Annotated in this window: 16 protein-coding genes; 2 read left to right on the top strand and 14 right to left on the bottom strand. The window is 69.2% G+C overall.

Annotation, left to right across the window (positions count from 1 at the left end; all coding sequences use genetic code 11):
* Window positions 1–39 precede the first annotated feature (39 nt).
* From E7742_RS21625 to E7742_RS21595, 7 genes are all read right to left on the bottom strand, one after another.
* Window positions 40–903, bottom strand: a complete 864-nt coding sequence (locus E7742_RS21625) for an RNA polymerase sigma-70 factor (RefSeq protein ID WP_137800810.1) — start codon at window positions 901–903, stop codon at window positions 40–42.
* Window positions 900–1,478, bottom strand: coding sequence for a carboxymuconolactone decarboxylase family protein (locus tag E7742_RS21620; RefSeq protein ID WP_137800809.1), 579 nt, complete (start codon window positions 1,476–1,478; stop codon window positions 900–902). Before E7742_RS21620 ends, E7742_RS21625 begins: the two co-directional genes overlap by 4 nt.
* A gap of 65 nt (window positions 1,479–1,543) precedes the next feature.
* A complete protein-coding gene (locus E7742_RS21615; protein ID WP_137801350.1) occupies window positions 1,544–2,731 on the bottom strand; it encodes an acyltransferase family protein in 1,188 nt (395 codons plus the stop codon).
* 8 nt (window positions 2,732–2,739) lie between these two features.
* Window positions 2,740–4,512 (bottom strand): hypothetical protein, encoded by a 1,773-nt coding sequence (locus tag E7742_RS21610; RefSeq protein WP_175420651.1) that lies wholly within the window; start codon window positions 4,510–4,512, stop codon window positions 2,740–2,742.
* Window positions 4,513–5,139: 627 nt separating this feature from the next.
* Window positions 5,140–5,493 carry a histone-like nucleoid-structuring protein Lsr2 gene (locus tag E7742_RS21605; RefSeq protein WP_137800807.1) on the bottom strand — a complete coding sequence of 118 codons (354 nt, stop codon included), beginning with the start codon at window positions 5,491–5,493 and terminating at the stop codon, window positions 5,140–5,142.
* Window positions 5,494–5,624: 131 nt separating this feature from the next.
* Window positions 5,625–7,136, bottom strand: a complete 1,512-nt coding sequence (lysS, locus tag E7742_RS21600; RefSeq protein WP_137800806.1) for a lysine--tRNA ligase — start codon at window positions 7,134–7,136, stop codon at window positions 5,625–5,627.
* A gap of 75 nt (window positions 7,137–7,211) precedes the next feature.
* Window positions 7,212–7,787, bottom strand: a complete 576-nt coding sequence (locus E7742_RS21595) for a hemerythrin domain-containing protein (RefSeq protein WP_137800805.1) — start codon at window positions 7,785–7,787, stop codon at window positions 7,212–7,214.
* A gap of 174 nt (window positions 7,788–7,961) precedes the next feature.
* On the opposite strand from E7742_RS21595, the gene E7742_RS21590 reads away from it, so the two are divergent.
* Both E7742_RS21590 and E7742_RS21585 read left to right on the top strand, forming a co-directional pair.
* A complete protein-coding gene (locus tag E7742_RS21590) occupies window positions 7,962–8,294 on the top strand; it encodes a MerR family transcriptional regulator (RefSeq protein WP_137800804.1) in 333 nt (110 codons plus the stop codon).
* Between the two features lie 131 nt (window positions 8,295–8,425).
* A complete protein-coding gene (locus E7742_RS21585) occupies window positions 8,426–8,806 on the top strand; it encodes a hypothetical protein (RefSeq protein ID WP_137800803.1) in 381 nt (126 codons plus the stop codon).
* A gap of 32 nt (window positions 8,807–8,838) precedes the next feature.
* Here E7742_RS21585 and E7742_RS21580 read toward each other — a convergent pair whose 3' ends face one another.
* The 7 genes from E7742_RS21580 to E7742_RS21550 form a co-directional block, all read right to left on the bottom strand.
* Window positions 8,839–9,261: a rhodanese-like domain-containing protein gene (locus E7742_RS21580; RefSeq protein ID WP_137800802.1), complete on the bottom strand. Its 423-nt coding sequence runs from the start codon at window positions 9,259–9,261 to the stop codon at window positions 8,839–8,841.
* Window positions 9,258–9,815, bottom strand: coding sequence for a cysteine dioxygenase (locus E7742_RS21575; RefSeq protein WP_137800801.1), 558 nt, complete (start codon window positions 9,813–9,815; stop codon window positions 9,258–9,260). The genes E7742_RS21580 and E7742_RS21575 overlap by 4 nt, the downstream gene beginning before the upstream one ends.
* 151 nt (window positions 9,816–9,966) lie before the next feature.
* Window positions 9,967–10,779 carry a type III pantothenate kinase gene (locus tag E7742_RS21570; RefSeq protein WP_137800800.1) on the bottom strand — a complete coding sequence of 271 codons (813 nt, stop codon included), beginning with the start codon at window positions 10,777–10,779 and terminating at the stop codon, window positions 9,967–9,969.
* 4 nt (window positions 10,780–10,783) lie between these two features.
* On the bottom strand, window positions 10,784–11,206 hold the full coding sequence (gene panD / locus E7742_RS21565; RefSeq protein ID WP_107984728.1) for an aspartate 1-decarboxylase: 423 nt from the start codon (window positions 11,204–11,206) through the stop codon (window positions 10,784–10,786).
* Window positions 11,207–11,238: 32 nt separating this feature from the next.
* Window positions 11,239–12,183, bottom strand: a complete 945-nt coding sequence (gene panC / locus E7742_RS21560) for a pantoate--beta-alanine ligase (protein ID WP_137800799.1) — start codon at window positions 12,181–12,183, stop codon at window positions 11,239–11,241.
* 3 nt (window positions 12,184–12,186) lie between these two features.
* A complete protein-coding gene (locus E7742_RS21555; protein WP_137800798.1) occupies window positions 12,187–13,125 on the bottom strand; it encodes a Rossmann-like and DUF2520 domain-containing protein in 939 nt (312 codons plus the stop codon).
* 144 nt (window positions 13,126–13,269) lie between these two features.
* Window positions 13,270–14,277 carry a DUF6779 domain-containing protein gene (locus tag E7742_RS21550; protein WP_137800797.1) on the bottom strand — a complete coding sequence of 336 codons (1,008 nt, stop codon included), beginning with the start codon at window positions 14,275–14,277 and terminating at the stop codon, window positions 13,270–13,272.
* Window positions 14,278–14,284 lie beyond the last annotated feature (7 nt).

The following is a 14,284-nucleotide window of genomic DNA, read 5'->3' as shown; positions in this document are numbered from 1 at the left end:
CCGAAACGTTTCCCGCCCGCTGTACGCCTGAAGCGAACATCACCGCCGCAGCTGCGCGGTCGACGCCAGGGAACCGAGCTTGTGCGGGTTCCGGACGGCGTAGACGCGGGTGATCCGGGCGCCGTCGACGGCCAGGCTCAGGGCGGTGACCTCCCCGCCGACGTCGAACCGCAGCCCCAGCATGCCGTTGTACCAGGCCGTCGTCGCCGCGAAGTCCGGCATCGTCGCGGCCCGAGCCAGGAACTTCGCGACGCGTTCGGCCCCGACGAGAGGCTTGCGGACCGCGGTCGCGATGCCACCGCCGTCGGCGATCACCACCACATCCGGGGCGAGCACCTCGACGAGCGCCTGCACGTCGCCGGTCGACACGGCGGCCCGGAACTTCGCGACCGCCGCCTCCTGCTGGTGCCGGTCGACCTGCATCCGCGGGCGGCGCGCGTCGACGTGCTCCCGAGCCCGGTGGGCGATCTGCCGGACCGCCGAAGCCGTCCGGCCCACGGTCTCCGCGATCTCGGCGTACGGCGTCCGGAACACCTCGTGCAGCACGAACACGGCCCGCTCCACCGGGCCGAGCGTCTCGAGCACGGTCAGCATCGCGATCGAGACGTTCTCGGCGAGCTCGACGTCGTCGGCGACGTCGGGGGCGGTGAGCAGCGGTTCGGGAAGCCACTCCCCCACGTATTCCTCCCGGCGCCGCGACAGCGACCGGAGCCGGTTGAGCGCCTGCCGGGTGACGATCCGGACCAGGTAGGCGCGCGGGTCGCGGATCCCGGTCCGGTCGACGTCCGCCCACCGCAGCCACGTCTCCTGCACCACGTCCTCCGCGTCCGCCGCCGATCCGAGCATTTCGTAGGCGACGGTGAAGAGCAGGCTGCGGTGAGCGACGAACGGGTCGTCGGTCATGTCGCAGAGCGTACGGCCAGCGGCTGCAGGCCACACGCGGCCGCGAAGCCCTGCGACTCGATGCCGAACGCGGTGTTGGTGCGGGTCATCAGATTCGCGACCGCCACGAACGCGGTCAACTCCACCAACGCCGCCGGGCCGAGCGCATCCAGCAAGCGCGCCGACAGTTCGTCGGTCACGGCGGGCGGCGTCACGGTCATCGCTTCCGCGTACTCCATGACGTCGCGTTCGAGCGGTGTGAAGACGTCGGACTCCCGCCAGCGCGGCACCTCCCGCGCCTTGTCGAGGTCGAGGCCCTCGTTGTGGGCGTGGAAGTAGCCGAAGTCGAGGCAGAAGCTGCAACCGACCAGGCTCGCGACCGCCATGTGCGCGAAGGACTTGAGGTTCTCGTCGCAGCAGTTCCACTTCTGCGCCTTGCGCCCCACCGTGAAACTGAAGTTCAGCACCTTCCGGTTGTGCCACGACACCGCGATCGGCTCGGCGACGTCGCCGACCATCCTGCGCGACATCCACTTGACCACGGACCCGTAGACGCCGGTCGGTTCGGCCTTGGGAATGCGGGTGTTGCTCGTCATGATTCCTCCTCCGGTTGCGTCTCTCGGCATGGAGACACCGCCGGCGGAGCGAATGTGACATCCGGTCAGTCGACGCGGCTGGGCGCCGGCGCACCGAGGTCGGGAACGCCGTCGGCGACGACCTCGTCGCGTCGGACCGCGGCCATCGGTCGACGCTCCCGGCGCGGCCCGCTGGGCACGACGCGCAGCAGGGTCCGGTGCAGCGCCCACGCGATCGGCACCGAGAACGCGACGGTGACCACGAAGACGCCGACGGTCGACCCCTGGAACGTGCGGTAGCCGAGCATGTCGACGACGAACTCCATCACCACGAGATGCACCAGGAACAACTCGTACGAGATCTCCCCCAGCCACACCAGCGGCGGGGAGGAACACAGTCTGCCGAGCGGGCCGGGACGGTCGCCGATCACCAGCGGCGCCATCAACGACATCGCGAACAGCAGGTACAGCACGGACTTGGTGACCGCCTCGGTCGCGTCCGCCGGCACGATCGTCGCCTCCCCGGCCAGCGGAGTGCAGGCGAGGAGCAGGAAGTAGAGCGCCGCGAGCCCCATGCCGTAGGGGTTGCACCGCCGCACCGTCACCGACGCGAGCGCGAGCAGCATGCCGCCTGCGAACCAGGCGATGAAACCGGGCAGCCACAGCCGGGCGGTGAACGTGATGTCGGTGTGATGCGTGACGGCCGTCCACAGCGGCGTGATCGCGGCCAGCGCCACCAGAGCGGCCGCCAACCGGATCGGATGCCAGTGGCGACGACACACGACGACGACCAGGAACCAGCCGAGGACCGGCAACAGCAGGTAGAACGTCGCCTCGACCGCGAGACTCCACGTCTGCGTCAACCCGGTGTGCAGGTGCCCGGTCCCGTAGATCTGGGTGAGCGTCATGTTCCGCACGAAGCCGGACCACCCCAGGCCGGTCTCCCCCGCGTCGTCCCGGAACAGATAGATCACGTACGTCGCCACGACGGCGATCCAGTACGCCGGCAGGATCCGCCGCGCCCGGTGCCACAGATAGGTGCGGGACGAGGGCAGCTCACGTGTCCCGGCCGCGGCCTGCAGCCACGGCCGGAACAGCAGGAAACCGGACAGCGCGAAGAAGATCGGGACGCCGATCTCGAGTCGGGAGAAGGCCTCACCGGCGAGGTCGGCCGTGTACCGGCCGGTCCAGAAGGCGGCGTGGGCGCCGACGACGAGCAGGGCGGCCACGGCGCGCAGACCGGTCAGCGAACGGACGTACCCCGACGACGCCACGTCGGTGCTCACGATCCCGACCCCTGCGCCGGGGCGACGGATCCGACCGGTCCGGCGCCGATGCAGACCGTCAGACCGTCCGTCGCCGAGCGCACCCGGACCGCGTCCCCGGCTCCGTACAGGCGCACGAACGCCCGGTTCAGCCCCGCTTCCACCGGCACCCTGACGGTGTCGCCGCTGCGGTTCAGGCTCACGTCGAGGGCGCCGTCCGCGCTCGCGAAGTAGTTGAGCTGCGCCGTCCACTCCCAGTCGATCAACGGCCCGTCCAGCGGCAGTTCCGTCGGTTCGTCCGTGATCCGGTAGCCGCACCCGGGCTCGGGTCCCTGGCCGATGCTGCGGGTGGAGGTGACGGCGGCCGGGACGAGTTTGCCGGAGTCGTCGAACAGCTGCAGATAGTCGGTCGAGCGCGCGAACTCCGGGCGATCCCGCAGGGGGCCGAAGATACGACTGGTGGTGTTGTGCGGGTAGGCGACGGGCAGCAGGACGTAGATCGACACCGGCTGGTCCAGCAGCGGGGCACTGCGGTTGGCGTCGAGGGACGCTCGCCCGTTGGCGAGATACGCGACGGTCGGGTTGTCCTGCCACCGCTGCACGAAGGTCACCGTCGACCACAGACTGCTCGCGACGAACAGGACCACCAGCGCGGCGACGAGGACCGGGCGGGGCCGGGGCAGCGGCCGAGGGCCCGGCCGCCGCGGTGCGCGCGCGAGCAGCGCCCAGCCGATCGCGATCACCACGGCGCTGTCGGCGACGTAGCGCAGCGTCTGGGCGAGTTCGTACGCGGTGTCGGGGCCGGACCGGGTGAGAATCATCGCCGCCTCGGAGACCGCGACGTACACGAGCAACGACACCCACACGCCGGCGGTGCGCTGGCGGTACCGCAGCGACCACACGAGGGCCGCGGCGACGGCCAGCCAGCCGACGACCACCAGCACCACCGGCGGTGTGGCCCACGGCGGGCTGGGTGGCCACCGGTCCCATCCCCACGGCCCGCCGAGCAGGGTCGGTACGAGTCCCAGTGACGTGCCGTGATGTGCCAGTCCCGCCGTCTGGGTCGCCGAGGGCACCACCAGCCGGGAGTGGGTGAAGTGCAGGTACAGGGCCGCCCACCCGGCGACGACCACGACCAGTGGTATCCACAGCATCCGGCCGCGCACGAGCGCGGCGCGCACCGGGCGGTCGATGCCGTCGACGTGATTCGTCAACGCCACGATCACGAACGCCGCGATCGGCACCAGCACCGACTTCTCGAAGAACGCGAGCGCCAGCACCGTCACCGCCGTGCCCGAGACGGCGTACCGGACACGACCGGTACGCAGCAGCCGGAGCGCGTCACCTGCCACCCAGGCCAGAGCGATCTGCATCGGCAGCGAGTTGAGGCCCGCAGCCCACCACGCGAAGGAGGGCAGCGTGAGCGGGGAGAAGAGGTAGAAGGCGAACGGCAGCAACAGCACCGGGCGCGACCCGAGCAGCAGGCGCAGCACCCGCAGCACCGCGAGGGACGCGAGTGCCTGCAGCGCGATCAGCGTCACCGCCGGCACCGCCCAGTCGAGGGGCGCCAGCGTCGTCGAGATCCATGCCACCAGGAAGGCCCCCGGCATGAGGTGGCCGTCGTGGTCGTAGAACAGGAAGTCGCCGGACGGCGCCCCGTACCCGCCCGAACGGCTGATCAGGATCAGGTCGTCCCAGTAGAAGTCCCCCGAGAACGCGACCAGGCCGCGCACCACGAGTTGAAATGCCACGAGCGCGACCGCGACCGACAACACCCGGCGAGACGTCATGGGCCACCACCGGCTCGGCGCTCGGCGGGCGCGTGGCCCGACGTCGCTCGCGGCGGTCGCCTCCGGAATCGCTCGCACGCGTGGTCTCTCCTTCCTCCGGCCGGATCGGAAGTTGCGCCCAGCCCCCCCGGCTCGACGGCCGCGCACGGCACCCGCCGACACAGGCGGTTCGGCGTGGCGAGCACATCCGCCGCCAGCCCACCGTAGTTCGCGCCGCGACGGTTCCGCACTGTGTTCATCGGAGTCATTCCGCGACCGGCGAAAGAAGCACACCGAATGCGCGTCGAGCGCACAAAGACCGAAAGTCCTGTTTTCGGGCACGCGGCGGACGTATGCCCTAAATGCAGGGGCAACGAGTTCGAGGCCACCCGGAATGCCCATTTCGCGCGGAGCATTTCCGCCGCGGCCCGGTACGGACGAGGTGTGCCGGGTCACCGATCCACTGTCGTCACGCGGGCGTGGTAACTGTCAACTGCGGCGACAATCGGGCGCAGCGACAATCGGGCGCGACGACAATATCGCGGACCCGCCGACCACAATGAACCGTCACCGCCGGGTTGCACACTCGGACGGCATCGCCGCACTTTTCACCGCGCCGAACGCAGACGAGGCGTGTTCACGCCGTGATCAGTGCGCCTTGTTGTACGCCTCGGTGATTTCCGCCGAGATCCGACCACGCGAGGACACCGTGAAACCATTGCGGCGCGCCCATTCTCGAATCGCTGCACTCTGCTCACGGTCGACGGACGCACGCGCCGAGGACCCCGACGCGGGCGTGCTGGTCTTTCCGCTCCGCCGACGGTTCGTCACCTTACGGGCGTGCGAAACCCACACATCGAGCTGCTCGCGCAACTTCGCCGCATTCTCGGAAGACAGATCGATCTCGTACAGAACCCCGTCGACGCCGAACTCGACTGTTTCATCGGCGGTGGCATCCTGATCCACGTCGTCGATGAGCGTTACAGTGACCTTCTTTGCCATGGGGTCGATTCCTTCCGAATGACGCGTCGTTGCCGCGGCGCGATGCACCTCAGCCGGTAAGTCGAAAGCAATCGTACCCCCGAATCATCGGAAATGATGACTCGGCATTACCGGGGAAATAAAAGTCCCGGTCAGCGCGCAGACGGTCGGACAATTGGGAACAAGATGGTTTCCCTGATTCCCAATCCGGTGAGTGCCATGAGCAGCCGGTCGATTCCCATACCGGTTCCCGTGGTCGGGGGCATGCCCTGCTCCATCGCCGCCAGGAACTCCTCGTCGAGAACCATTGCCTCGTCGTCGCCTGCCGACGCGAGACGAGCCTGATCCACGAAACGCTCGCGCTGAATGATCGGATCGACCAACTCGGAATAGCCCGTCGCGAGTTCGAATCCGCGAACGTACAGATCCCACTTCTCCGTGACGCCGTCGATGCTGCGGTGCTGGCGGGTCAACGGCGACGTCTCGACCGGGAAGTTGCGCACGAACGTGGGCGCGTACAGCTGGTCACCGCACTGGTGCTCCCACAGCTCCTCGACCAGCTTGCCGTGGCCGTAGCCCTTGTCCTTGGGGACCTCCAGGCCTACCTTGACGGCCAGTGCGAGCAGCTCCTCGACCGACGTCTGCGGCGTGACCTCGACACCGATGGCCTCGGACAACGACGGGTACATCTCCATCGTCTTCCACTCGCCGCCGAAGTCGTACTCGGTGCCGTCCGCGAGGGTCACCACCTGCGAGCCGAACGCACCCTGCGCCACTTCCTGGACGAGCTCGCGGATCATCGTCGCGGAATCGTCGTAGGTCCCGTACGCCTCGTAGGTCTCGAGCATTGCGAATTCCGGGGAGTGCGTCGAGTCGACACCCTCGTTGCGGAAATTGCGGTTGATCTCGAACACCTTCTCGATGCCACCGACGACGCAGCGCTTGAGGAACAACTCCGGGGCGATACGCAGGTACAGGTCGATGTCGAGAGCGTTCGAGTGCGTGACGAACGGGCGTGCCGCCGCGCCGCCGTGCAGCGTCTGCAGCATGGGCGTCTCCACCTCGAGGAATCCGCGGCGCTCGAGCGCGTTGCGCAGCTCCCGCACGACGGCGACGCGCTTGCGCGCCATGTCCCGCGCCTCCGGCCGGACGATGAGGTCCGCGTAGCGCTGCCGCACGCGGGACTCCTCGCTCATTTCCTTGTGCGCGACCGGCAGCGGGCGCAGCGACTTGGCTGCCATCTGCCACGAGTCGGCCATGACGCTGAGTTCACCGCGACGGGAGCTGATCACTTCACCGTGCACGAACACGAAGTCACCGAGGTCGACATCCGACTTCCACGCCGCCAGGGCGTCCTCGCCGACGTTCGCCAGGCTCAGCATCGCCTGCAGCTGCGTGCCGTCACCCTCCTGCAGCGTCGCAAAGCACAGCTTCCCGGTGTTGCGGACGAAGATCACCCGGCCGGCCACACCCACGACCTGTCCGGTACTCGCATCGGGTTCCAGGTCGGGGTACTGCGCGCGGATCTCCGCGAGACTGTGCGTGCGCGGCACCGCGACCGGGTAGGGCTCCTGCCCCTGAGCGAGCAGACGCTCCCGCTTCTCGCGGCGAATCCGGAGCTGCTCGGGGGTGTCGTCTACGTCCTGGGCGGGTGCTTCACTCACGGGGTACAAGACTATATGGCGCCGTCTGCGGAGCGAGTCGCCGGTGGCGGGGCGGCCACCCGGGACGGGGCGCGGTCAGCCGGTGGACCGTCCGGTGAGCTTGTCGCGAAGGCGGTCCACCATGCCGATGCCGGCGCCGATGCTCTTGTGGAAGAGCTCGGAGTGCGGGGCCGACGGGTGCGGGCGGGTCGGCGCAATCTTCTTCGCCGTCTCCACCTGCCGGCCGATCTCGACCAACTCGCTCGGGGGAAGGTGTGACCGGAGGCTCGGAAACTGTTCCAACTCCTCGCTGCCTGCGTGCCGGCGCAGGAGCGTGTCGAGCCGTCGGACCAGTTCCATGAACGTCGGCTCGGAAGCGGCGATCCCCTCCATCTCCTTCATCACCTCGACGATCTCTTCGTGTTCCGCTTTGTCCCGCTCCACTTCCGCGGCGCCCTCGGGAACACGATGTTCGAGAACCGGGTAGACGTACATCTCCTCCGCGACCGCGTGGCGCATCACCTCGGCGGTGACGGTGTCTGCCAGCTCTCGGCGCCGGTCGCCGTCGGCCGTGTGCTCGATGCGGCCGAGCAGTTCCAGCATCTCCTGATGGTCAGTGGTGAGGATGTCGACGACGTCGAGATCTCCGCCGGCTCGATCGGGCTCGGTCATCACAGGCCCCTCCTGCAGTTCGTGAATAGCGGCAACCGCCGGGTGCCGGCGCCACCGCGGGTGGCGAGCCCGGCACGGCTCCGGTCCGGATACCCGGCCGCACCGCGACCGAACCCTCGCGCGAAGTGAACTCCAGCCCGGATATCCGGAGACGGTGGTGGTACTTTCCCGTGCATGGACTTAGCCGAGCCACGGCGCACGGACACGGCGGATCGTTCCCGCGGCGTGTTCGGTATCTCGGTGACGGCGGAGCTGACGGGGATCGGGCCGCAGACGTTGCGGCTCTACGAGCAGCGCGGCCTGATCACCCCCGGGCGCACCTCCGGCGGCACCCGCCGCTACAGCCACGCCGACCTCGAGATCCTGGCGCGGGTCACCGAGCTGGTCGAAGCGGGCGTGAACCTCACGGGAATCAAGCAGATCCTGCTCCTCGAACAAGAGAACCGGGAACTGCGCGAGCAGAACGCCGCACTCACCGGCCGTCTTCGTCTCGATCCCGTCTCCTGACCCCAGCGTCGGCCTGCAGCTTCGCCGCACTCCCGCGACGCTGTAGGGTCGGGTCACAGCCGAACACACGCGCTGCCGCGGTGTCGGCGCGCCTGTGTCGCCTTCGCGGTCGCTGACACGAGACGAGCACAATGCCCCGCAAACGAGAGCACACCGAGCGATACGCCGATGCTCTGGCCACGCTGGCCGCCGCCACGCACCGCCCCACCAACGTCGTGAACCACGGCGACGACTACGCCATCCGCGTCGAGTTCGCCTTCGGCCGATACCTGCTGGCCACCAACACCGAGGCCGGTCTCAGCGACGACCCCGACGTCGTCGCATGGTGGATGGTCCGCTTCTTCGATCTGCCCGACGAAATCACCCCCATCCACGAATCCCGCGCCCAGTGGCTCGTGGACGCGTTCGACGACGCCGTCGCCGCGCTCCGCAGCGCCGGCAACTGGTCCGAACCCGAGGGCACCCTCGACCTGCATTCGGTCGACGACCCCCGCGCCCCCACCCCCGGCTAGTACCCGCGGCAGGGCTCCCGCCCAGCGGACGGTCAGTGCGCGGACACCGTCGCGAGCTCGCGGGTGCAGTGCCGCTCCCCCATCAGCGCGCCGAGGAGACCGGCAGCCTTGATCGCCTTGTACCCACCCACGAGGTCGGTGGCCCTGTGCAGGCCGAGTTGCCGCAGCGACGCCGCCGCCAGGCTCGACGTGTACCCCTCGGAGCACACGATCACCCACTCGACGTCGTGGTCGACGGCCAGGGCCAGGTGCGCGCTGCTGGTGGGGTCGAGCCGCCACTCGAGCACGTTCCGCTCGATCGCCAGCGCGCCGGGCAACGTGCCCTCGAGCGCGCGCTGCGCCTGCGGGCGGATGTCCACGAAGATCGCGCCGCGGCGGTGCGCCTCGACCAGTTCGAAGACGTACATGCGGTCGAGCTGGGAACGAGCGTCGGCGAGCATCTGGTCGATGGTCACTGGAGGCCCCCTTCGGGCAGATCGGTCAGCTCGGTACGGGTGCGGCGCAGCGCCCCGTGATCGGTGACCTCGTAGAACGACATGGCGGCGAGCGGCGGCGAGTACGCGTGCACACTCAACGTGGGTTCGGTGGCGCCGGTGGCGGGTCCGGGAGCGCGCATGACGTCGTGCACCCACCCGAGCGGGAAGGCGGCCTGATCGCCCGCCTCGAGCGTGCGGCGGCGCAGTTCCCCACCACTCCAGCGGTATTCGGCGAGGTTGCCACTGAGGACGGTCAGCGCACCCAAAGATCCTGCGTGGTCGTGTAATTCGGTGGACCGGTCCGGGACCCAGCTGATCAACCAGACGTCGACGTCGTCGTCCGCGTACAGACGCGTGGACCAGCGGTCGCGGGTCGGGAAGGCCGACGGCAGCAGGTGGTCGTACCGGCCGTCGAGGACGTCGGAGGCGCGCTGATCGGTGATACGCAGCAGGTCGGCGGGCCGCAGGCGCGTGGGAAGCGAGCTGTCGGCGGAAACGGACGCACGGACGTCGAGAGAATATGCAGAAAGCATGAGTAGAGCTCCAGAAAAGTGAAATTGATCGAGGCAGCGGTCAGCCTCGACAACACTCCTGGGCACTCATGCAACGGAACACGTCGAACAGTGTGACACAACATCCGCGCCGAGGAAACCCCGCGCCGCGCGGACGGCGCCCGGCGGCGAGTCAGATCTCGGTGCGACGTGCGCTGCGACGCGCCAGGTTTCGCTCGTACACCAGACGCAGACCTTCGAGCGTGAGATCCGGCTCGTGGTGCTCGACCGTCGCACACTCGGGCATGATCAGCGGCGCGCTGTCGCCGGTCGCGATCACCGCGACTCCGGACCCACCGAACGCCGACAGTTCCCGGCGCACCCGACTGACCAGTCCGTCGACCAGCCCCGCGAACCCGAATACCGCACCGGACTGCATGCACTCGACGGTGTTCTTGCCGACCACCGAGCGCGGACGGATGAGCTCGACCTTGCGCAGCGCTGCGGACTGCGACGCGAGGGCGTCGGTCGAGATCTCGAGCCCCGGCGCGATGGCTCCGCCGAGGAACTCCCCCTTCGCCGACACCACGTCGACACACGTGGACGTACCGAAATCGACGACGATACATGCACTGTCGTAGAAGTGGTGCGCCGCAAGACTGTTGACGATCCGGTCGGCACCGACCTCCTTGGGATTGTCCACCAGCAGCGGCACCCCGGTGCGCACACCGGGCTCCACCACGACATGGGGTACGTGATCCCAGTAACGGCCCAACATGATGCGGATCTCCCGCAACACCGACGGCACCGTCGACAACGCCGAGACCCCGGTGATCTGCTCGACGTGCGTACCGAGCAGGCCCCGGAACTTGAGCGCCAACTCGTCGGCGGTCATCCGCGGGTCGGTGCGCATGCGCCAGTCCTGCACCAGCTTCGAGTGCGAACCGGTGCCGGTGAACAGTCCCAGAACGATGTTGGTGTTCCGGACGTCGACGGTGAGGAGCACCGGTCTACACCAGGCTGGAGAGCATCCGCGGCGTGATCAGACCGGAACCCTCGGGCGCGTGCGCCGGATCCGAACCGAGCTCCACCGGCTTGTTGTCGCCGTCGACGAACACCACCCGCGGCGCGTACTCGCGGATCTCCTGCTCGTTCATCACGCCGTAGGCGATGAGGATGACGAGATCGCCCGGGTTCACCAGATGCGCTGCCGCACCGTTGATCCCGATGACACCCGAGCCGCGCTCGCCGGTGATCACGTACGTTTCGAGACGTGCGCCGTTGTCGATGTCGACGATCGTGACCTGCTCGCCCTCGAGCAGGTCGGCCGCCTCCATCAGATCCTGGTCGACGGTCACCGAACCCACGTAGTGCAGGTCCGCGTGCGTGACGGTGGCGCGGTGGATCTTCGACTTCATCATGGTGCGCAGCATGTTCGGCCCTTCGGTGTGCAGTGGAGCTGAGGTCAGTAGATGTCGGCCACGGCCGGGTCGCCCGGCTGGGTGTCACGTTCGAGGAATCCGGTGCCGACCGCGACACCGACGTTGTCGATCAATCGGGTCGTGCCGATCCGGGCCGCGACCAGCAGCCGGCCGTCACCACGCTCGGGTGCCGGCCCCAGATCGACGCCGCGGACCTCGAGGTAGTCGACCTCGACGCCGGGGACGGCGGCGAGCACGTCGCGAGCGGTCGCCAGGATCGCCTCGGCGCCACCGGCGGCGGCATGCGCCCCGGCGACCAGTGCCGCCGAGAGCGCCGTCGCCAGCTGCCGCTGCTCGCTGTCGAGATAGCGGTTGCGCGACGACAACGCCAGGCCGTCCTGCTCGCGCACCGTGGGCACGCCGACGATCCGCACGTCGAAGTTGAGGTCGCGCACCATCTGCCGGATCAACGCCAGCTGCTGGTAGTCCTTCTCGCCGAAGAACGCGGCGTTGGGCGCGGCGATCTGCAGCAGCTTCGCGACGACCGTGAGCATGCCCGCGAAGTGCGTGGGCCGGCTGCCGCCCTCGAGTTCCGCGCCGAGCGGACCGGGCTGCACCGTGGTGCGCGGGCCGTCCGGGTACATCGCGGACGCGGTCGGCGCGAACACCAGCTCGACACCGGCCTCGCGGAGCAGTTCCAGGTCCGCGTCGAGCGTGCGCGGGTAGGCGTCGAGATCCTCGCCCGCGCCGAACTGCAGCGGGTTGACGAAGATCGACACGATCACGACCGCGCCGGTCAGCTTCGCCTGCCGGACCAGCTCCAGGTGGCCGGCGTGCAGGGCGCCCATCGTCGGGACCAGCGCGACCTGGCGGCCCACTCCGCGCAGCGCCTTCGACACCCGCGTGAGGATCGCGGGGTCGTGGTGCACGGTCAGTTCGCCGCGCTTGTATCCGCCCTGCAGCGCAGAAGCTTCGGTCACAGTGCCCATTCCCTACTCATTCCCGATCGCACGATCCTGGAGTACTTCCATCAGTTCCGGTTTCGACCCCGTCCGCTGCGCGGTCCGCAGCGACAGTGCTCGATATCCCGCCGCCAGTTGCGGGTCGACGTCCGTCAGCACCTCGAGATGCTTCGCGACCGCGGCGGCGTCGCCCCGGGCGACCGGCCCGGTGAGCGCCGACTGGCCGCGACGCAGGGCATTGTCGAGGGCCGCCGACAGCAGGGGCCGCAGCACCCGCTCCGGAAGTCCGTTGGGCTCGTCGCCGACGAGTTCCTGCCCCAGCAGTTCCTGACCCTCGAGTGCCACCCGCAGCGCGTCGACCGCGTCGACGACGAGCGTGACGAGATGATTGCTGCCGTGCGCGAGCGCAGCGTGGTAGAGCGCCCGGACGTCCTCCCGGACCCGGACGGGTTCCCCGCCGATCTCGAGGACGAGAGACTGACCGATCGCGTACCCGATGTCGTCGGCCGCGGTGATGCCGAAACACGCGTCCGACAGGCGGGCGGTGTCCTCGGCGTGCCCGGTGAAGGTCATCGCCGGGTGGATGGCGAGCGGAACGATGCCCTGCTCGGTGAGCGGCGCCAGGATCCCGATGCCGTTGGCGCCGGACGTGTGGACGACGATCGTGCCCGGACGGACGGCGCCGGTGGCGGCGAGCCCGTTGATCAGGCCCGCGAGCTGGTCGTCGGGTACCGCCAGCACGAGAAGCTCGGCGCGAGCGGCCACGTCGGGGACCGGGAGGATCTCGGTGTCGGGAAGGCGCGTCTCGGCACGATGGATCGAGGCATCGGAGACCGCGGAACAGGCGACGACGAGATGACCGACCCGCTCGAGCGCGGCACCGATCGCTGTCCCCACGCGTCCCGCCGAGACGACACCGACCGTCAATCGTGCAGGCGCGGGACCGTTAGTGATCCCAAAGGAGGTCACTGTCGTCCTCTCGTTCGTTCCAGTCCCGCTCGGCGGGTACCAGACGTCCTGCGGAGAGGATAGCGCCGCGCGGAGAGCTGCCGCCACGGGCGCTCGACGTGATCTACAGCTCACCCCGACCGAGCCGGGGCTAGCGCGAACGGTCTACTCGGCGCGACGCCGTCGTCTCGGTGCAGCGTCTCCGGTGTTCGCGGACTCGAGGTTCGCCAAGATCTCGGCGACGGACAGGCCGCTCGAGTGCGCGCCGTCGGCGTCCTCGGCCAAACGGCGCGAGCGCCGAGGCGTCCGGGCCGTGTCGTCGGTGTCGCCGTCGGCCTCGGCGGCCGGAGCATCCGAGGTCTCGTCGTCGGCGGTTTCGGTATCCGAGCTCGGGGTCTCGGGAGTTTCGGGCTCCGACGTCTCGGGCTCGGGGGGCTCGGGAGCCTCGGGCTCCGACGTCTCGGGCTCGGCGGCGCCGGCCTTCGTGGCCGGCACGTCCTGTGCGGGGGCGTCGGACGCGGCGGTTTCGGACGCGGTCTCGTCGAGCGTCTCGACGTCGATCGGCGGAATCACGGTCGTCTCGGCGGTGACCGGGTCGTCGTAGGGTGCCGCGAAGCCGGGGCTGCGTGGCGCCGGCTGCTGCTGCGGCTGCGCCTGCGCGCCCGGGACGAAGAGGCCGGACGCCGCGGGCTGGTAGCCGCCGGCGAGTTCCTGCACTCGGGTCGACTCGGCGCGCAGCGCCACCCGATCCTCGGGCAGGCGGCCGTCGAAGAGCACCTCGAGGCTGCGGCGCAGCGCCGCGAGTTCGTCGCGCAGCGCCTGGATGGTCTCGGCCTCGGCGCCGAGTTCACCGCGCACCCGCGCCTCGACACCGAGTTCGTACTCGCGGCGAGCGGTGATCTCGCGCTCGAGCTGGAGCTCGTAGACCTTCTGCAGGTCGCGGACCTTCGCCTTGTCGAGGGCGGACTCGCGGCGGTACTTCGTCATCGCGATGGCGCCGAGCGTCGCCGCCCACAGTGCGATCACCAGCCCCACCCGCAGCAGCTGCACGCTCTCGCTGAAGATCATGAACAACGACGCGGCGACCGACAGCACCACGAGCCCGGCAACGATCATCTGGCTCGCACTGCGCCGGTTGCGGCGTACTGTCTTGGCGCGACCCGGAACCGTCATGCAGATC

It is taken from the genome of Rhodococcus sp. SGAir0479 (assembly GCF_005484805.1).
In the GTDB taxonomy this organism is placed as follows: Bacteria; Actinomycetota; Actinomycetes; order Mycobacteriales; family Mycobacteriaceae; genus Prescottella.
The sequence above is the reverse complement of the archived record's forward strand: the minus strand, read 5'-3'. Positions and strand labels throughout refer to the sequence as shown.